The 17591-nt window shown below is 69.8% G+C and carries 18 protein-coding genes and 2 pseudogenes; 10 read left to right on the top strand and 10 right to left on the bottom strand.

Annotation, left to right across the window (positions count from 1 at the left end):
- The first annotated feature begins 96 nt into the window (after window positions 1–96).
- Window positions 97–1539 (top strand): mycothione reductase, encoded by a 1443-nt coding sequence (locus JOD52_RS03060; protein ID WP_017822206.1) that lies wholly within the window; start codon window positions 97–99, stop codon window positions 1537–1539.
- 89 nt (window positions 1540–1628) lie between these two features.
- Here JOD52_RS03060 and JOD52_RS03065 read toward each other — a convergent pair whose 3' ends face one another.
- Window positions 1629–3440, bottom strand: a complete 1812-nt coding sequence (locus JOD52_RS03065) for an LCP family protein (protein WP_338124043.1) — start codon at window positions 3438–3440, stop codon at window positions 1629–1631.
- A 494-nt stretch (window positions 3441–3934) separates the two neighbouring features.
- Here JOD52_RS03065 and JOD52_RS03070 point away from each other — a divergent pair, with 494 nt between their 5' ends.
- Both JOD52_RS03070 and galE read left to right on the top strand, forming a co-directional pair.
- Window positions 3935–5395 carry a GuaB1 family IMP dehydrogenase-related protein gene (locus tag JOD52_RS03070; protein WP_204408763.1) on the top strand — a complete coding sequence of 487 codons (1461 nt, stop codon included), beginning with the start codon at window positions 3935–3937 and terminating at the stop codon, window positions 5393–5395.
- Between the two features lie 17 nt (window positions 5396–5412).
- Entirely contained in the window at window positions 5413–6378 is a 966-nt protein-coding gene (gene galE / locus JOD52_RS03075) for a UDP-glucose 4-epimerase GalE (RefSeq protein WP_204408764.1), read from the top strand.
- A gap of 14 nt (window positions 6379–6392) precedes the next feature.
- Here galE and ilvA read toward each other — a convergent pair whose 3' ends face one another.
- From ilvA to JOD52_RS03090, 3 genes are read right to left on the bottom strand one after another with little or no spacing between them, the layout of a single operon-like run.
- Window positions 6393–7670: a threonine ammonia-lyase IlvA gene (gene ilvA, locus JOD52_RS03080; protein ID WP_204408765.1), complete on the bottom strand. Its 1278-nt coding sequence runs from the start codon at window positions 7668–7670 to the stop codon at window positions 6393–6395.
- A 44-nt stretch (window positions 7671–7714) separates the two neighbouring features.
- Window positions 7715–8209, bottom strand: a complete 495-nt coding sequence (gene ispF, locus JOD52_RS03085; RefSeq protein WP_204408766.1) for a 2-C-methyl-D-erythritol 2,4-cyclodiphosphate synthase — start codon at window positions 8207–8209, stop codon at window positions 7715–7717.
- The gene (locus tag JOD52_RS03090; RefSeq protein ID WP_204408767.1) at window positions 8206–8502 is read right to left on the bottom strand and encodes a PTS sugar transporter subunit IIB; all 297 of its coding nucleotides are present in this window, start codon (window positions 8500–8502) and stop codon (window positions 8206–8208) included. The genes ispF and JOD52_RS03090 overlap by 4 nt, the downstream gene beginning before the upstream one ends.
- A gap of 80 nt (window positions 8503–8582) precedes the next feature.
- Between JOD52_RS03090 and JOD52_RS03095 the strand changes: the two genes are divergently transcribed.
- A complete protein-coding gene (locus JOD52_RS03095) occupies window positions 8583–9335 on the top strand; it encodes a 2-C-methyl-D-erythritol 4-phosphate cytidylyltransferase (protein ID WP_204408768.1) in 753 nt (250 codons plus the stop codon).
- A 10-nt stretch (window positions 9336–9345) separates the two neighbouring features.
- A complete protein-coding gene (locus tag JOD52_RS03100) occupies window positions 9346–9651 on the top strand; it encodes a hypothetical protein (RefSeq protein WP_017822197.1) in 306 nt (101 codons plus the stop codon).
- A 43-nt stretch (window positions 9652–9694) separates the two neighbouring features.
- Here the strand turns inward: JOD52_RS03100 and JOD52_RS03105 are convergent, their stop codons facing one another.
- Window positions 9695–10384, bottom strand: coding sequence for an IspD/TarI family cytidylyltransferase (locus tag JOD52_RS03105; protein ID WP_239551757.1), 690 nt, complete (start codon window positions 10382–10384; stop codon window positions 9695–9697).
- 53 nt (window positions 10385–10437) lie between these two features.
- Window positions 10438–10920: a CarD family transcriptional regulator gene (locus JOD52_RS03110; RefSeq protein ID WP_017822195.1), complete on the bottom strand. Its 483-nt coding sequence runs from the start codon at window positions 10918–10920 to the stop codon at window positions 10438–10440.
- Between the two features lie 224 nt (window positions 10921–11144).
- Between JOD52_RS03110 and JOD52_RS03115 the strand changes: the two genes are divergently transcribed.
- Window positions 11145–11654 (top strand): hypothetical protein, encoded by a 510-nt coding sequence (locus JOD52_RS03115; RefSeq protein ID WP_017822194.1) that lies wholly within the window; start codon window positions 11145–11147, stop codon window positions 11652–11654.
- Between the two features lie 102 nt (window positions 11655–11756).
- Here the strand turns inward: JOD52_RS03115 and JOD52_RS03120 are convergent.
- Window positions 11757–12143, bottom strand: a pseudogene (locus JOD52_RS03120) (winged helix-turn-helix domain-containing protein); the annotation flags it as partial.
- Between the two features lie 163 nt (window positions 12144–12306).
- Here JOD52_RS03120 and istA point away from each other — a divergent pair.
- From istA to JOD52_RS17420, 3 genes are read left to right on the top strand one after another with little or no spacing between them, the layout of a single operon-like run.
- The gene (gene istA / locus JOD52_RS03125) at window positions 12307–13869 is read left to right on the top strand and encodes an IS21 family transposase (protein WP_204408388.1); all 1563 of its coding nucleotides are present in this window, start codon (window positions 12307–12309) and stop codon (window positions 13867–13869) included.
- Entirely contained in the window at window positions 13866–14612 is a 747-nt protein-coding gene (locus JOD52_RS03130) for an ATP-binding protein (RefSeq protein WP_338124028.1), read from the top strand. The genes istA and JOD52_RS03130 overlap by 4 nt, the downstream gene beginning before the upstream one ends.
- A 4-nt stretch (window positions 14613–14616) precedes the next feature.
- The gene (locus JOD52_RS17420; protein ID WP_275579081.1) at window positions 14617–14739 is read left to right on the top strand and encodes a hypothetical protein; all 123 of its coding nucleotides are present in this window, start codon (window positions 14617–14619) and stop codon (window positions 14737–14739) included.
- On the opposite strand, the pseudogene JOD52_RS03135 reads toward JOD52_RS17420, so the two are convergent.
- Window positions 14726–15034: pseudogene (locus JOD52_RS03135) on the bottom strand (response regulator); the annotation flags it as partial. The gene JOD52_RS17420 and the pseudogene JOD52_RS03135 overlap by 14 nt on opposite strands.
- Window position 15035: 1 nt before the next feature.
- Window positions 15036–16241, bottom strand: a complete 1206-nt coding sequence (locus tag JOD52_RS03140) for a sensor histidine kinase (protein ID WP_204411462.1) — start codon at window positions 16239–16241, stop codon at window positions 15036–15038.
- A gap of 182 nt (window positions 16242–16423) precedes the next feature.
- Between JOD52_RS03140 and phoU the strand changes: the two genes are divergently transcribed.
- Window positions 16424–17098: a phosphate signaling complex protein PhoU gene (phoU, locus tag JOD52_RS03145; RefSeq protein WP_017822191.1), complete on the top strand. Its 675-nt coding sequence runs from the start codon at window positions 16424–16426 to the stop codon at window positions 17096–17098.
- A 94-nt stretch (window positions 17099–17192) separates the two neighbouring features.
- On the opposite strand, the gene JOD52_RS03150 is transcribed toward phoU, so the two are convergent.
- Window positions 17193–17558, bottom strand: coding sequence for a DUF4235 domain-containing protein (locus tag JOD52_RS03150; protein WP_259804548.1), 366 nt, complete (start codon window positions 17556–17558; stop codon window positions 17193–17195).
- Window positions 17559–17591: the final 33 nt, after the last annotated feature.

The raw sequence follows: 17591 nt of genomic DNA on the forward strand, positions 1-17591 counted from the left end.
ACGGGGCAACTGTACGGTGTGGTCTCCGCCGCGGGGTAGGCCGCCGTCACACCGGGAATCTCCTCAGGCACGCATGCGCCCGCGTAGCCTGGGGCGGTGACCATCGACGCGCAGCACTTCGACATCGCCCTGATCGGCTCCGGTTCCGCCAACTCGTTCCCGGGCCCCGAGTTCGCCGGCCGCAGCATCGTCCAGATCGACCGTGGAGTCGGCCCCGCCCATGTGTTCGGCGGGACCTGCCTGAACCTGGGGTGCATCCCCACCAAGATGCTGGTGCACACCGCTGACCTCGCCCACGCCCCGGCCGAGTCCGCCCGCTTCGGTGTCACCTCGGCACTGCGCCACGTGGACTGGCCCGCGATCCGCGACCGCATCTTCGGCAGGCTCGATGCGATCAGCACCGGCGGTGAGCAGTACCGCGCCGATCACGTCGACAACCAGAACCTCACCCTGCTGCGCGGCACCGCTCGTTTCACCGGGCCCCGCGCCCTGGCCGTCACCCTCGCCGACGGCACCGAGCAGCACATCACCGCGAACACCATCGTGATCGGGGCCGGGTCCCGCCCCGCGTTCCCCCCGATCGACGGTATCGACCAGGCCCGCGCCCACACCTCCGACACGATCATGCGGATCCCGGAGCTGCCCTCCTCCCTCGCGATCCTCGGATCCGGGGTGGTAGCTGTGGAGATGGCGCACATCTTCGCCTCCCTCGGGGTGGAGGTCACCCTCATCGCACGCTCCGAGCGGGTGCTGCGGCAGGCCGACGCCGATGTCTCCGAGCGACTCACCCGGGTGCTGGATGAACGGCTGCACCTGATCACGGGCATGACCACCACTTCGGTGCGCCGCGACAGCGAGGGCGTGCTGCTGCGCGGCACCCGCGACGGCGCCGAGGTGGAGGTGCGGGCGCAGGAACTGCTGGTGGCCACCGGCCGCATCTCCAACGCCGACCTGCTCGATGTGGACGCCGCCGGCATCGACACCCACCCCGATGGCCGCATCGTGGTGGACCCGTACCAGCGGGTCCTCGGGGGCGGGGAGGTCCTGGAGGGGATCTGGGCGCTCGGCGATGTCTCCAGCGCCCACCAGCTCAAGCATGTCGCCAACCATGAGCAGAAGACCGTGCGCCACAACGTGCTGCACCCCGGGAGCATGCTCCGTTCGGACACCATGCCGATCCCCAGCGGCGTGTTCACCGACCCCCAGGTGGCGTGGGTGGGGATGGACGAACGCGCGGCCACCGCTCACGCCGAGGCGAGCGGACGCCAGATCCGCGTGGCCCGGCAGGACTACGCCGGCATCGCCTACGGCTGGGCCCTCGAGGACACCGACGGCTTCGCGAAGATCATCGTGGACGCGGAGACCACGGAGATCCTGGGTGCCCACATCATCGGCGTCGAGGCCACCACCCTGATCCAGCTGCTGATCCAGGCGATGAGCACCGGGCAGACGGCGCGGGACATCGCCACCACCCAGTACTGGATCCACCCGGCCATGCCCGAACTGATCGAGAACGCCCTGCTGCAGGTCACCGACTGATCATCGGCTGATCACCGGCAGGACGATCCCCGCCCCGACGGTACTGACAGGCCTACGGGACCGCGGGCCTACGGGACCGCGGGCGGGGTTCAGCCCGCGTCGTCGGCGCCCGGCAGGCACGACTTCAGCGGGTCCTGCTCGATCTCGGGGGCCTCGGTGGTGGGCTCCTCGGAGGGCTCCGCGCCGTCGGTGGACTGCTGCTCGGTGGGGTCGCTGGACGGCTCCTGCGAGGGTGTCTCCTCGGCGGGGGTCTCCTCCGTGGTCGGGTCATCCCCGGCCGAGTCCGTGCCCTGGTCCGAAGGGGCCTCACCGGTGGGTGCCGGATCGGTGGATCCTGCCTGGGTCTCGCCCTTGACCGACTCCGGCTCGGTCTGCTTCATCGAGTCCTCGATGGAGGCCTGCGTCCATGCCTTGAGGTAGTCCCAGTCGGCGTTGCCGCTGAAGGTGACGTCCTGCGTGATCGGGTACGAGGTGAACCCGGCGTCCTTGATGCGCAGCGCCAGCTCCACGAAGGCGTCGAGGCGGCGCACCGGGATGTCGGTCTGGATGTTCTCCTCGGTGGCGTTGACCAGCCCCGGCACGGACATCGCGAGCGTGGTGGGATCGGCCTCCTCGGCCACCGCGCGTACGATCCGCTGCTGACGGCACATGCGGTTGAAGTCGTCGGAGCCCTCGCGCGAGCGGGCATACCACAGGGCGTGGAAGCCGTCGAGTTTCTGCTCGCCGGGCTCGATGTACCCCTCGATCTTGGCCGCGCCACCACCGATGGGGATGCGACGCTCCACCACCAGGTCCACGCCTCCGATGGCGTTGACCAGGTCCTCGAAGCCCTGGAGGTTGACCATCGCGTAGTAGTCCATCTCCAGGCCCAGGGTCTCCTCGACCGCCCACCGGGTGGCGGTGAGACCGGGCTCCGGATCGCCGGGGAACAGGTCGGGTCGGTCCTCGGCCCAGCTCCACACCGCGTTGATCAGGTCCTGGTTCTGGCCGAAGTAGCGGAACCCGTCGGGGAACACCTCGGCGGCGGGGGTGTCCTCCGGGAAGCGCACGTGCTCGAGGTTGCGGGGGATGGAGAACAGAGCGGTGCGGCCGGTCTCGGTGTCGATCGAGGCCACCATGATGGTGTCCGGGCGGGTGCCGGTGCGGTCCGCGCCGGCGTCCTGTCCCAGCAGCATGATGTTCAACCGGCCCACCCCGGCCCACGGGTCCTTGCCCTCCTTGAGTCGGCCGGTCTCCGTGCCCTGGCCGAACACCGTCTCCAAGCCCAGCAGGCCCTGGGCCGCCCACAGCGACTGCACGCCGCGGCCGAAGGGCAGTGCCACGGCCACCACCATCAGGGCCGCCAGGGCGAAGGCGATGTACCGCTTCGCGCCTTCGAGGCGCTGTCGGGCGGTGTGGGCGAGGTTCGCCAGTACGATCTGGATCGCCCAGACCAGCCCCACCAGCGCGACAGCGACCATCAGGCCCACCAGCACGTTGCGGTTGGCGAGCAGCTTGAGGCCGCTGCGCACAGGGTCCCCGAACGCGAACCAGGCCCCGGCGGCGGCGGTACCCACCACGAGGGTGCCCAGCAGGACCCAGCCCACGCGTCTCAGCGTGGTGGTGAGCAGACCGGTGCCAGGGGCCAGGGACGTGAGGACGGTCCAGAAGGCCACCACGGGAAGGGAGCCCTCGGGCCGGTCGGCCGCGCGGGAGCCACGGCGCTCGTTCGCCGAACGGGTCGCCAGCGGGCGCTTGGAGGTCTTCTGGGCGGGCTGGTCGGTCGGGCGGGGGGCGGACGAGTAAGGGTCCGAGCTCGCGGGCGCGGGCGAGACGGGGTCCGTACTCGCTGCGGAGGCGGAGGCGGGCGACCAGGCATCGCGGTCCTCGTCGTCAGAGCCCGGTTCGTCGGCGGGTGCCACGGGACGTGCTGCTCGACGGCCGTGACGTGGCGGGCTCAGACGCTCCTCGGCTGCCGACGGTGAGGCGGCGGCTCCTGCCCGGTCCTGCTCGGGTCGTTCCTGCTCAGGCTGTTCCTGTGGTGGGTCGAGGGCCTCGGCGGGAGCCTCGACGAGCGGTTCGGCGCTGGGCTGTTCGGCCATGGCCGGGTTCCGGGGGGCCGCGGCGGGGCTCGGAGGGGTCGAGGGGCTACCCACCCAGGACTTCCGGGTGGAGCCGAAGGCGGCGTCACGATTGGCGCGCGCGACGTCGGGGGACAAGGAGGACTCGGCGGCCGACCGCCCGGAATCCTTGTACTTTCCGCCCCGACGGCGCCTGCGCCACGAGGTCGAGGACGGGTCCGTCATGCGCCCATCCTAGTTTCACGGCCAGGATCGGCCCACCCGCCGCGTGTGAGGGCCTCGTGGAGGTCTGTGAAGGAGCCCCTGGCGGCGCCGCCGCGCCTATCCTGGCTCCCATGCGCCTGCTCCACGAACCCGCCACCGACCTCACCTACGACGACTGCTTCTTCCTCCCGTCCCGCTCCGCGGTCACCTCACGCTTCGACGTGGACCTCGCCAGCGATGACGGCTCCGGCACCACCGTCCCGCTGGTCGCCGCCAACATGACGGCCGTCTCCGGGCGCCGCATGGCCGAGGTGATGGCGCGCCGCGGCGGGCTCGCGGTGCTCCCGCAGGACCTGCCGCCGGAGCGGATCGACTCCATCGTCCGCTCGGTGAAGGCGCGTGACCTGCTGGTGGACCACCCCCTGACCCTGGCCCCCAGCGGCACGCTGGGCCAGGCCGATGCCCTGCTGCCCAAGCGCCCCCACGGCATCGTGGTGGTGATCGACGAGGATCGCCGTCCGCTCGGGGTGATCTCGGCCCAGGAGATCGCCGGCCGTGACATGTTCGGCGCGGTGGGCGAGGTGGCCAGCACCGACGTGCTCACCCTGGGACCCGAGGAGCTCACCGCCGAACCCGCCGTGCTGCACGCATGCATCGCCGCCACCCACCACGACGCCGCCCTGGTGGTGGAGGCCGACGGCACACTGCGCGGCGTGCTCACCGCCACCGGTGTGCTGCGCTCCACCATCTACACCCCCGCCACCGATGACCAGGACCGCCTGCGCACCGCTGTTGCCCTCGGGATCAATGCCGACGTCGCCACCCGGGTGCAGGACCTGCTGGACGCCGAGGTCGACGTGATCGTCCTGGACACCGCCCACGGCCATCAGGACCGCATGATCGAGGCCCTGCGTGCGGCCCGCTCCGTCCTGGGGGACCGCGCCGACACCCCCGTGCGCCTGGTCGCCGGCAACATCGTCACCGCCGAGGGCACCCGCGAGCTGATCGAGGCCGGGGCCGACATCGTGAAGGTCGGCGTGGGCCCCGGCGCCATGTGCACCACCCGCATGATGACCGGGGTGGGCCGACCCCAGTTCTCCGCCGTGCTGGAGTGCGCCGCCGAGGCCCGCTCACTGGGTGGCCGGGTATGGGCCGACGGCGGCGTGCGCCACCCGCGAGACGTGGCCCTGGCCTTGGCGGCCGGCGCCTCCAACGTGATGATCGGGTCCTGGTTCGCCGGGACCTACGAGTCGCCCGGCCAGATGCGCACCGACGAGCGCGGCCGCCGCTACAAGGAGAACTTCGGCATGGCCTCCAAGCGGGCCGTCTCCAACCGCACCGCCCACGAGGACGCCTTCGCCCGCGCCCGCAAGTCCCTGTTCGAGGAGGGCATCTCCACCTCGCGCATGTACCTCGAGGACGGCGCCGGCGGGGTCGAGGACCTGCTGGACACCATCACCGCCGGGGTGCGGTCCTCCTGCACCTACGCCGGAGCGCTCAGCCTCGCCGAGTTCCGCGAGCGTGCGGTGATCGGCCTGCAGAGCGCCGCGGGATACGCGGAGGGACGACCGGTGGCGACGTCCTGGAGCTGAGCGACTAGGCTCAAACCATGACGACTCTCGTGATCGGTGGTGCCGGGTACATCGGATCGCACGTTGTGCGACTGCTTCTGGAGAGGGGGCAGCACGTGATCGTGGTGGACGACCTGTCCACCGGGTTCCGCGAGCGCACCGAGGGCGCCGAACTGGTGGAGCTGGACGTCACCAAGCCCGACGCGGTGGACAAGCTGGCCTTCCAGCTGCGAGCCTCCGGTGCCGACTCGGTGATCCACTTCGCCGCCCACAAGCAGGTGGGCGAGTCCGTGCAGAAGCCGGAGATGTACTGGCACGACAACATCGCGGGCCTGGCAAACGTGCTGGCAGCCTGCGCGAGCGCCGAGGTGCGCGACGTGGTGTTCTCCTCCTCGGCCGCCGTGTACGGGATGCCCGACGTGGACCTGGTCACCGAGGATCTCCAGCCGCAGCCCATCAACCCCTACGGCGCCACCAAGTACGTGGGGGAGTGGATGCTGGCCGATGCCGAGCGCGCCCACGACATGCGCACCGTGGCCCTGCGCTACTTCAACGTGGCCGGGGCCGGCTGGCCGGACCTCGCCGACACCCTGGTGATGAACCTGGTGCCGATCATCCTGGACGCCGTGGAGGCCGGCCGTGCACCCATCGTGTTCGGCACGGACTACGACACGCCCGACGGCACCTGCATCCGCGACTACGTGCACGTGCTGGACCTGGCCGACGCCCACATCGCCGCCCTGGACTACCTGCGCGGCGAGGAGCGCCCCCACCGGGTGTTCAACGTCGGCACCGGCACGGGATCCAGCGTGCTCGAGGTCATCGCAGCGGTGGGCCGCGCCCTGGGCAAGGAGCTCATCCCCGAGATGGGCGAGCGCCGCCCCGGTGATCCGGCGCGCCTGATCTGCTCCACCGAGCGGATCGAGAAGACCCTGGGCTGGTCCTCCAGCAAGGGCCTGGACGATATCGTCCGCTCCGCCGTGGAGGCCCGTCGGCAGGACTGAGACCCCGCCGCAGCTCAGGTGAGGTAACGGTAGATCGGGTCGCTGGGATCGATCCGCTCGATCCCCATGTTGGAGGCGGCCATCCGCGCCATCAGCGGCTCGAGGTCCTCCCGGTGCCCGATCTCCAGGCCCACCAGGGCGGGCCCCTCCTCGCGGTTGTTGCGCTTGATGTAGTCGAACAGCACGATGTCGTCGTCCGGACCCAGCACCTGGTCCAGGAACCGCCGCAGAGCGCCCGGCTCCTGCGCGAACGTCACCAGGAAGTAGTGCTTGAGCCCCTCGTGCACCATCGAGCGCTCGAGGATCTCGTGGTACCGCGACACGTCGTTGTTGCCACCGGAGACCACCACCAGCACATCGCCCTCGGCCTTCACGGTGCCGGTGGCGACAGCAGTGGCGGCCAGCGCGCCGGCCGGCTCGGCGATGATGCCGTCCACCTGGTACAGCGAGAGCATCTCGGTGCACACCGCGCCCTCCTCCACCGCCACCAGCTCCGGCTCGATGGCCTGCACCATCGCCAGGGGGCCCGCGCCCACCCGGCGCACCGCGGCACCGTCCACGAAGCGGTCCATCTCGTTCAGCGTGACCGGACGGCCGGCCCGTACGGCGGCGGCCATCGACACGGCACCGGCCGGTTCCACGCCCATGATCCGCACCGAGGGCGTGCGCTCGCGCAGCCAGGCACCGCAACCGGCCAGCAGCCCGCCGCCTCCCACCGGCAGCACCACGGTGGACGGCTCCCGGCCGTGCTCGGTGCGCAGCTGCTCGATCGCCTCGAGCGCCACGGTGCCCTGCCCCGCCATCACCACCGGATGGTCGAAGGGCGGCACCAGGGTGGCCCCGGTGCGCTCGGCGTCATCGGCCGCAGCTTCGGCGGCATCATCGAAGGTGTCCCCCACCAGCACCAGCTCCACCCAGGGCCCACCGAGAGCCACGATCCGGTCGCGCTTCTGCCGGGGTGTGGTGCCGGGGACGTAGATGCGGCCGTGGATCTCCTGGACGGAGCAGGCCTGGGCCACACCCTGGGCGTGGTTCCCCGCACTGGCGGCCGCCACTCCGGCGGAGCGGACGCCTGCAGGCAGGGAGTCCAGGAAGAGGTGAGCACCGCGCAGCTTGTAGGAGCGCACGGACTGGAGGTCCTCGCGCTTGAGCCACACCGGCACCCCGGCGAGGTCACTGAGGCGACGGCTCAGGTGCACAGGAGTGCGACGCAGGACGGAACGGAGCTTCTCCGCCGCGTCCTCCACGTCGGTGGCCCCCAGCCGGGGACGGGTGCTCTCGCCGTTGCTCAAGGGGCCTCCTGCGTCGTTCGGTTCTCCAAGGGGAAGGGCCGGGTTCAGGCCGGGTGGCCCGGGACCACGAGGGCCGTGGCGATGGAGGCGATGCCCTCGCCGCGACCGGTCAGTCCCAGTCGATCGGTGGTGGTGCCGGCCACGGAGACGGGGGCACCGGCGGCCTCGCTCATCCGCGCGCAGGCCTCCTCGCGCCGGGAGGACAGCCGGGGGCGGTTGCCGATCACCTGCACCGAGATGTTGCCGATCTCGAAACCTGCCTCGCGCACCAGGCGTGCGGCCTCCGCGAGCAGCGTGGAGCCGGACGCACCGGCCCACTGGGGCCGGTCGGTGCCGAAGTGGGTGCCCAGGTCGCCGATCCCGGCGGCCCCGAAGAGGGCATCGCAGGCGGCGTGGGAGGCGACATCGGCGTCGGAGTGCCCCACCAGTCCGCGCTCGCCCTCCCACAGCAGCCCGGCGATCCACAGTTCGCGGTCGCTGCCCTCGGGGGCCACGGCGTGCACATCGACCCCGGTGCCCACGCGCGGCAGCGCCGTCATGCGCGGTCCCCGGCGATGCGGTCCAGCTTCTCGTCGATGTCGAGATAGGCCTGCTCGGGTCGGGTGCCCAGCAGCAGCGGCATTCCGGAGACACGGGGGATCCCCAGGGCGTCCGGCAGATCCACGGTGGAGACCACCAGGTCGGCGGTGAAATCTGGGGAGAGCAGGTCCATCACGGTGGCTTGGACCACCCGCAGATGCGGGCCCCGGGGAGCCACGTGCTCGCGCACCTGTCTCGCGAGCAGGGCGGAGGTGGCGATCCCCGCGCCGCACACGATGGCGATGGTGAGCATGTCGACTCCTGGGAGAACTGGTGGGACAGGGCAGGACCTCGATTCTGACATGCTTCCGGGGCGGCGACTACGATGCCCAGGTGACCCATCCTCGCCGCCACCGCCGCCCGCACCTGCGGGGGAAGGCCGCCGGCATCGTGCTCGCCGGCGGTTCCGGCACTCGTGTGGGTGCCGGGATCAACAAGGCGTTCCTGCCGCTGTCCGGTCGCAGCATCGCCAGTTGGGGCATCAACACGCTCGCCTCCGTGGAGGGCGTGGGAACCCTCGTGATCGTGGTGCGACCAGAGGATCTCGAGCACGCCAGGTTCGTGGCCGAGAGGGAGACGCAGCACCACCTCGAGATCATCATCGGCGGCGACACCCGGCAGGAGTCGGAGCTGATGGCGCTGCGCCACCTGGCCGATCGAATCGACTCCGGTGCGGTGGACACGGTTCTGATCCACGACGCCGCCCGGCCACTGGTCTCCCACGGCCTGGCAGCTGCGGTGCTTCACGCCGCACGTGAGCACGGTGGCGCGGTCCCTGGCATCCCCGCCGCCGACGTGGCCCCGGTGGACGGCCCGGACCGCTTGGCCGAGGGTCGGTTCGATCCGTCCTCCCTGGTGCGGGTGCAGACCCCGCAGGGCTTCCGTGCCTCCACCATCCTGGACGCCTACGAGGCGGCCGCGCGGGACGGCTTCGTGGGCACCGACACCGCCTCCTGCGCCGAGGAGTACACGGACATCCCGGTAAGCTGGGTGCGGGGCGAGGAGACCAACTTCAAGATCACCTACGCGCAGGACCTCCTCCTGGCGCAGGACGTGGTGGCCGCGCTAGGTTTGAGGACCGGGTGAGGAGGGGATGATGGCCGTCCAGGAGAGCTTCCTGCGCTGCACTGCCTGCGAGCAGGAGGCGGAGCACCAGGTCGTCTATGCGGGCCGCTTCGTCTCCGAGATCCAGTGCACCGGCTGTGGTGCGGTGACGCGGCTGGATGTCAGCGAGGACTACCTTCCGGATCTGCGCCAGCGGATCTCCAGCAAGCCCGGTCGCCTGGTCCGGCGCCTGCGCACCGATCCGGGGGAACTGGCCTCCAGCCTCCCGGTGCGCACTCTGTCCAAGCCCGTCAGGATGCTGCAGGAGTTCCGTGCTGTCTGGCGCAGCCGCAGCTGAACCGCCCACCCACGGCTGAACCGCCCGCCCGCGACCGAACGCCTCAGTGACGGCGGGTGAGGCCGTGACGGTGGGAGGTGTCCCGGGCCAGCCCCAACGCGATCTGGGCCTGCCACAGCCCCAGGCGGTCCACCACGGCGAAACCGGCGTGAGAGCCGTGCACGGTGCGCACCCGGGCCCCGCAGGCCAGTGCGGCGAGTATCTCGTCGGCCTCGTCGTCGGTGGTGGAGGCCAGTGCCTGCTCGAGCACCTCTCGGCGCAGCAGCCGGGGGCTCTGCAGGCTCGCCAGGGTGGAGCGGTCCACGTTGCGCAGCCCGGAACCCGAGGTGAGCTTGACCGAGTCGGTCAGCGGGATCACCGGCACCACCGCGTCCACGGATTCGTCCGCGCCGGACAGCACGTCGGTGATCACCGATGCGGGGGTGAGGGCGCGTTCCGCGTCCAGCACCATCACGGCATGCTCCTGGATCGAGGACAGCACCGCAGTCAACGCCCTACGCCGACCGCCCTCGGCCCCGCGCACCTCGATGCGGGGGCCGAGCACTCGCCGCATGCGCGGCACGGCAGACTCCCGGGTCAGGACCAGCGGAGCCGGCAGGGAGAACTGGGAGAGCGTTGTCAGCAGGCGCTGAACCAGGCAACTGCCGCCCAGCTCAGCGAGGGCCGGGATCTCCCCACCGGTCCCTCGGGCCTGCGGAGGCGCCAGGGCGAGCACGATGGGACGTGGGCGCAACGGGAGGCTCTGGTTCATGCCTGGGGCCGGGGGATGCTCGGTGAGGTGCTCGCTCAGGAGGCGAGGACCTCGTCGAGGATCGACTCGGCGTTGCCCTCGTCGGTCTTCTCCGCGAGAGCGAGCTCGGAGACCAGGATCTGGCGAGCCTTGGCGAGCATGCGCTTCTCGCCGGCGGACAGGCCACGGTCCTGGTCGCGACGCCACAGGTCGCGCACCACTTCGGCCACCTTCTTCACATCGCCGGAGGCGAGCTTCTCCACGTTCGCCTTGTACCGGCGCGACCAGTTGGTGGGCTCCTCCGTGTACGGCTGGCGGAGCACCTCGAACACCTCGGCGAGCCCCTCCTTGTCCACCACGTCGCGCACACCGACCAGGTCGACGTTGTCCGCAGGGACCTCGATGGTCAGATCACCCTGGGCGACCTTCAGCTTCAGGTAGGTGCGCTCCTCGCCCTTGATGGTGCGGGTCTTCACCTCTTCGATGAGTGCGGCACCGTGGTGCGGGTAGACGACGGTCTCGCCGACGGCAAAATTCATGTGGCTGGTCCCCTTTCCGGAGAACAGTCTAGCAGGGGGAGGGTGTGCTATTATACGCGGTTTTTCCTGGTGGGTAACTTCCAGGGCGGCCCGCACTCATGCGCTGGCGCATGCGGCGCAGGGGGAGTGGCGTGGCCGGTGTCGCCTGCGGACGAGGGTCCTGACGCCTGTCAGGTGGGGTACCCTGACAGGGCCCTCCCCGAGGAACCGAACAGGAGCTCCACGTGCGTCGTCCCCGTCTCGCGCTCGCCGCCGCCGCGGTCGGCCTCGCCCTTTCCGCGTCCGGCTGCGCCTACCTCAACCCGGTGCAGACCCACGAGTTCTACCAGGCTGCCGACGGCACCAACGCGAACCTCGAGGAGTCGGGCCGGCTGATGGCGGGTGTGCGCAACGCGATCGTCGTCCTCCCGGAGGAGGGTGACCCCGTCCTGTTCGGCGCCGTCGCCAACTACACCACCGAGGAGATGACCGTCGAGCTCGAGGGCACCTCCGAGGGCACCGTGGTGTTCTCCGGCCGCGTCTCCGTGCCCGCCGGCGCCACCGTGAACCTCGGTGTGGGCGAGAACGCCCAGCAGGTCCCGATCGGTCAGATCGACGTCCCCGCCGGCGCGAACATGGCCCTCACCGTCACCGCCAACGGCCAGTCCACCGAGATCACGCTGCCGGTCACCGACACCTCGCTGGAGTACTACCGCGACGCTGTCGAGGGCGCCGGCGAGGGCGCGACCTCCTGATACACCCGTCCTCCGGCGGCGCCCCTGGTCGCCCGCCGGACGGCCGGCGCCGCCCGCGTCCAGCCAGCGGGCCCGCACTTCAGTGACTGGCGGTCCTGCCCCTCAGTGGGCGGTGGAGTCGAACTTGTAGCCCAGCCCTCGCACCGTCACCAGGTGCACGGGGTTCTTGGGATCATCCTCGATCTTGGCGCGCAGTCGCTTCACGTGGACGTCGAGGGTCTTGGTGTCGCCCACGTAGTTCGCGCCCCACACCCGGTCGATCAACTGGCCACGGGTCAGCACCCGGTCCACGTTGCGCAGCAGCATCTCCAGCAGCTCGAACTCCTTCAGGGGAAGCGCGACCTCCTGCCCGCGTACCTGCACCACATGGCGTTCCACGTCCATCATGATGTGGCCGGCGTGGAGGGTGGGGTCCTCCTGGCCGTCGGCCGAGTCCTGACCGCGCCGCAGCACCGCCTTGATGCGAGCCAGCAGCTCGCGGGAGGAGTAGTGAATATTCGCCTCGCTGGGGTCCGCTGATCGAGGGTTCGGGTGCCACGTCGCTGCCGTAGCGGTGGCGTCGTTCGGGACCACCAGTGGTGTCGTTGGGGCCGCTCTGTCTACGCTCCTTCCGCCGTGTGTATAGGGCACGCGGCGGAAGGAGCAATCTGGAATGGTACGGAAGATCAGGGCGAAGCTGGTGCTCCAGCTGCGCGCAGAAGGTCTGTCGGGGCGAGCGATTTCGTCCTCGCAGGGCATGTCCCGCAAGTCCGTGAGGGCGGTGTTCGAGGCCGCTGACGCTGCAGGGATCGGGTGGGGCGATATCGCGGACGTCGCCGATGAGCAGGTGTATGCCCGGTTGTTCCCGGGCCGGGGCGAGCACGAGAGCGTGTTCGCACAGCCGGACTGGGAACAGGTCCATCGAGAGATGGCCAGGGTCGGCGTGACGCTGAAGCTGTTGCACGGCGAGTACTTCGACGCGACCACGGCGGCTGGGGATCCGGCGATGGGGTATGACCGGTTTTGCCGCACCTACCAGCACCACGTCATGGTCACCGGTGCCGCTTCGAGAGTCGGTCACAAGGCCGGCCAGAGCGTGGAGGTCGACTGGTCCGGCCCCACGATGGAGCTGGCCGATCCGGTCACCGGCGAGGTCTCGAAGGTGTTCTTGTTCGTTGCCTGCCTGCCTTTTTCTCGTTACGCGTTCTGCTTCCCGGCGCTGGATATGCGCCAGGAGTCCTGGCTGCGAGCGCACGTAGCGATGTTCGAGGCGCTGGGCGGGACGGTCCCGAGGATCGTTCCGGACAACCTCAAGACCGGTGTGGTGAAGCACCCCCGCGAGGGCGAGATCGTCCTGAACGATGCGTATCGCGAGATGGCAGCGCATTACTCGGCGGCGGTGCTCCCGGGGAGGGTGCGGAAACCGAAAGACAAGGCGAGCGTGGAGAACACCGTCGCGCACGTCGCGACCTGGGTCATCGCCGGGCTGCGGGATCAGCGATTCACGTCCCTGCCCGAACTTGCAGCCGCCATCGGGCAGCGGATGGAGGCCTATAACGCGGAGCCGTTCCAGAAGCGGCCCGGATCCCGCGCCAGCGTGTTCGACGCGGAGGAGCGGCCGCTGCTGACGCCGCTGCCGGCGGTGCCCTACGAGATCTCGACATGGCACTACGGACGACGAGTGGGCAGGAACGGGCACGTCACGTTCGCGCGGAACTTCTACTCCGCGCCGTTCGCGCACATCGGCGCGAAGGTCGATCTGCGCATCACGGCCCGGACGCTGGAGATCTATCAGGGCAGCCAGCGACTGACCAGTCACCTGCTGCTCCCGGAGACCGCGAGCAATGAGTACCGCACCAACGACGCGGACCTACCTGCGGGCGAGCGTTTCCAGGCCTGGGACGCGCAGAGGGTGCGGGCGTGGGCAGATCGGGTCGGGCCGGCCACGGTGATCGTGATCCAGCGGATCTTCGAGTCCGTGCCGATCGTGGAACAGGGCCTGGATCCCGCGTTGGCGGTGCTACGGCTCTCTCGCCGCTTCTCCGTAGATCGGGTCGAGGCGGCCTGCGCACTCGCGCTGACGGGACGGGTCCGTTCACCGCGCTATGCGCATCTGCACCCGATCTTGGCCACCGGGCAGGACAAGGTCGCCGCCCTGCGTCCACCCCGCGAGGAACCCGCGGAAGACGGCGGATACGTCCGTGGCGCCGACTACTACGCCGGAGGTGTCCGGTGAGCGTGATCGATAACGACACGAAGCGGAAGCTGCGCGAGATGGGCGCGACCGCGCTGCTGGACGCGATCGATGCCCAGGATGAGGCTCACGTGCTGGGGATGTCGTTCCAGGAACGGCTCCAGCTGATCGTGGACGAGGCGCATTCCATCTTCAATCATGGAAAGGTCGAGGGTCTGATCCGCCGGGCGGGGCTGCGTTATCCCGGAGCGGACCTGCGGCGGCTGGATCTGGTCGAGGAACGGGGACTGAACCGGAACGTGATCGCGCAACTGGCAACCTGCTCCTTCATCCAGCGGCAACAGAACGTGGTCTTCCAGGGCTTCACCGGCTCAGGGAAGTCCTACCTCGGCTGCGCGCTGGCGAAGCAGGCCTGCCAGCACCGGCTCCGAGCCCACTACATCCGAATGCCCGACCTCGAAGAGGCCTGGGCCCTGGCAAAGGACAAGCCGCAGGGCCAGACGAAGTTCCTGCGGAAGTACTCCACGTTCTCGCTGCTGGTGATCGACGAGTGGCTGCTGGACCATCCTGACGAGGGAATGCGTTCGATGCTGCTGGAACTGCTCGAGCGCCGCTATGACACCGGCTCGACCGTGTTCTGCACCCAGTACCCGAAGAAGGACTGGCACGCCCGGCTCGGTGGAGCAGTCCACGCCGATGCGATCATGGACCGCATCGTGCACAACACAATCTGGATCGACACCGGCGACAGGAACATGCGAGAACACACCGCACTGCCCCAGTGACCCGATGCCGGCGGGAGCCAGTGGTCCCCACCGCGGCGGCTACTGGCCCCCGTCGGCACGATCGGCGGTCCCCAAGAGCAAGATTCGGTGGCTCCCACGACTACGAATACTCAGTAGGGCTTGGTGACGTAGTCGTCGGCGCCGAGCTCCAGGCCCAGCACCTTGTCGAACTCGTCGTCCTTGGCGGTGAGCATGATGACAGGCACGCTCGAGGTGCGGCGGATCTCGCGGCACACCTCGGTCCCGCTCATGCCCGGCAGCATCAGGTCCAGCAGCACCAGGTCGGCACCGTGGGCGGTGAAGATCCGCAGGCCGTCGGTGCCGTTATCGGCGACAGCGACCTCGTACCCCTCCTTGCGCAGGGTGTACGAGAGCGGGTCCGAGAAGGACTCCTCGTCCTCGACGATCAGTATCCTGGTCATCTCAACCTCCCACACCCGGATCGATGTCCGGTTCCGAAGTACGCGACGGATCACCGCCGACTGTCACTGCGCCGGTATGCCCCATCTCGGGGATTCGCAGGGTGAACGTGGATCCCTGCCCGGCCATCGACCAGGCAGTGACCTCGCCACCGTGATCGGTGGCGATGTGCTTGACGATAGCGAGCCCCAGACCGGACCCGCCGGTATCGCGGGACCGAGCGCGGTCCACCCGGAAGAAGCGTTCGAACACCCGCTCCAGGTTCTCCTTGGAGATGCCGATGCCCTGGTCCTTCACGGACAGCTCCACCATGCCCCCGTCGCGCCGCACCGATACGCCGATGCGCGTGTCGGCGTCGGAGTAGGTGATCGCGTTGGAGATCAGGTTGGACATCGCGGTGGTGAGCATCGCCGAGGAGCCGAAGACGCGCAGACCACTGGTGCCCCCCACGGCCACCTCGATCCGCGAGCCCAGGGCGAAGTTGCGGTTCAGGGCCACCGCCTCGGTGATCACGTCGTCCACCTCGACCGGCTGACCGTCGGTGAGTGCGGAGTTGCCCTGCACGCGGGACAGCTCGATGATCTCCTGCACCAGGTGCGAGAGGCGCCGCGTCTCGGTCTGCATGCGGCCGGCGAAGCGGCGCACGGCGTCCGGGTCCTCCGCGGCATCCTCCATGGTCTCGGCCAGCAGGGTGATCGCACCCACCGGGGTCTTCAGCTCGTGGGACACATTGGCCACGAAGTCGCGCCGGGTCTCCTCCACGCGCACCGCCCGGGTGAGGTCGTCGGCCAGCAGCAGCACGCCGTTCTCGCCGAGCGCCCCGATGCGCACATCGATCACTGCGTCGGAGTCCCCCTGGCTGGAACGGCGGATGGTGAGCCGCTCGTCGCGGTAGCCGCCGTTGCGGCCCACATCAGCGGCCAGCTCCATCAGCTCGGCATTGGCCAGGCGGGGGTAGTCGCCGCCGGTGGCGCGAACGATCCCGTAGGAGTAGGCCAGCGGTGAGGCCCTCAGCACATCGCCGCTGGAGTCCAGCACCACGTAGGCGGAGGACAGGATCGCGAGCACCTCGGCGGCGGGCTCGGGAACCACCGGCTCCGGGGCCTGGGCACGGGAGCGGTCCCGCCGCTCGGACCGGGCCAGTGCCAGCGCTGCCGCACAGCCGATCACCAGGCCGATGGTGCCGGCCAGGAGCAGGAGGATCGTCATGGGCACCAGACCAGAGTAGGACCTCGCGCAGGTAGGATCGGACATCAGCCCGGTGTCGGGCGACACGGAACTGAGGAGTTCACCTCGACTCCGCTTCTCGTTCACCGAGGAGCGACGAACGTTCATCCGCGGTCGCCACACTCGAGAGCTGACGACCCCTCCGACGGAAAAGAGAGTGCGACATGCGCGAGGCCTATCAGAGCGATCTGCGGCATCTCGTCGACGACCTGGTCGACATGGCATCGATGGTGGGCAGTGCCCTGGAGGACGCCACCGCCGCCCTGCTGGAGGGCGACCTGGGCCTGGCGGAGCGGGTGATCGCCGCTGATCCCCACATCGACGAGCGCCAGATCGACCTGGACTCCAAGACCGTGGAGCTGCTGGCCCGACAGTCCCCGGTGGCCACCGACCTGCGCTTGCTGGTGGCCTCGCTGCGCATGAGCTCCTCGCTCGAGCGCATGGGCGACCTGTGCGCCCACGTGGCCCTGGTGGCCCGCCGCAGCCACCCCGAGCTGGCCGTGCCCGAGCAGCACCGTGCCCAGATCCAGAAGATGTCGGACCTGGCAGCGGCCGCCCTGCGGGACGCCGCCGTGGTGATCACCGACCGTGACCTGGCCCTGGCCGCCCAGGTGGAGAAGAACGACGACGAGCTCGACGATCTCCAGCAGCAGATCGCCCGCGAGATCGGCAAGGGGCAGGACTACACCAACACCCAGATCGTGGACCTCACCCTGCTGATCCGCTTCTACGAGCGCCTCGGCGACCACGCCGTCTCACTCGTGCGACGGGTGGGCTTCCTGGTCACCGGTGATGCGGTGGACACCCTGCACCAGAGCACGGACGTGCCCGAGTTCTGAGCGGCCCACCTGGCTGACACGGAGAGAGGGTCCCGGTCGCTTCAGGAGACTGAAGCGACCGGGACCCTCCCTCATGTCGTACGAGCAGCCGGCCTCAGCCTCGGTTGGGACGCGGGCGGCGGCGCGTGAGGCGATCGGTGCCCTTTTTCGCGCCGCTCTGGGCGGCCGTGCGCAGACCCTGCAGCAGGATGCCGGAGACTACCGCCCACAGCATGCGCTTCCACCACGGGACGTCGTCCGCCGGGTTGCGGATCTCATCGATCTCCGCCTTGCTCAGGCCGTCCTTCTTGGCCTGCTTCACCCGCTTCTTGGTCTCCTTCTCGGAGTTGCGGGTGAACTGGTCGTCCGGCGGCTCCTCGCCGAACACGGCCCCCCATCCGGCGTCGGCGATCCGCCGACCGAGCCGGGCGGCGACGAAGCCTGACGCGGTCACGGCGATCTTCACGAGCGGGTTGGCCACGATGTCCTCCAAGTGGTGCGGGGTGGAAGGGGC

This window comes from Brachybacterium muris (assembly GCF_016907455.1).
Lineage (GTDB): Bacteria > Actinomycetota > Actinomycetes > Actinomycetales > Dermabacteraceae > Brachybacterium > Brachybacterium muris.

Bases quoted from the DNA above. Each gene is read 5' to 3' on its own strand.
- galE (WP_204408764.1), top strand. From the start codon at position 5,413: ATGACGACTCTCGTGATCGGTGGTGCCGGGTACATCGGATCGCACGTT.
- JOD52_RS03100 (WP_017822197.1), top strand. From the start codon at position 9,346: ATGGCCGTCCAGGAGAGCTTCCTGCGCTGCACTGCCTGCGAGCAGGAG.
- istA (WP_204408388.1), top strand. From the start codon at position 12,307: ATGGTACGGAAGATCAGGGCGAAGCTGGTGCTCCAGCTGCGCGCAGAA.
- JOD52_RS03090 (WP_204408767.1), bottom strand. From the start codon at position 8,502: ATGCTCACCATCGCCATCGTGTGCGGCGCGGGGATCGCCACCTCCGCC.
- JOD52_RS17420 (WP_275579081.1), top strand. From the start codon at position 14,617: ATGCCGGCGGGAGCCAGTGGTCCCCACCGCGGCGGCTACTGGCCCCCG.
- JOD52_RS03070 (WP_204408763.1), top strand. From the start codon at position 3,935: ATGCGCCTGCTCCACGAACCCGCCACCGACCTCACCTACGACGACTGC.
- ispF (WP_204408766.1), bottom strand. From the start codon at position 8,209: ATGACGGCGCTGCCGCGCGTGGGCACCGGGGTCGATGTGCACGCCGTG.
- JOD52_RS03110 (WP_017822195.1), bottom strand. From the start codon at position 10,920: ATGAATTTTGCCGTCGGCGAGACCGTCGTCTACCCGCACCACGGTGCC.
- JOD52_RS03140 (WP_204411462.1), bottom strand. From the start codon at position 16,241: ATGACGATCCTCCTGCTCCTGGCCGGCACCATCGGCCTGGTGATCGGC.
- phoU (WP_017822191.1), top strand. From the start codon at position 16,424: ATGCGCGAGGCCTATCAGAGCGATCTGCGGCATCTCGTCGACGACCTG.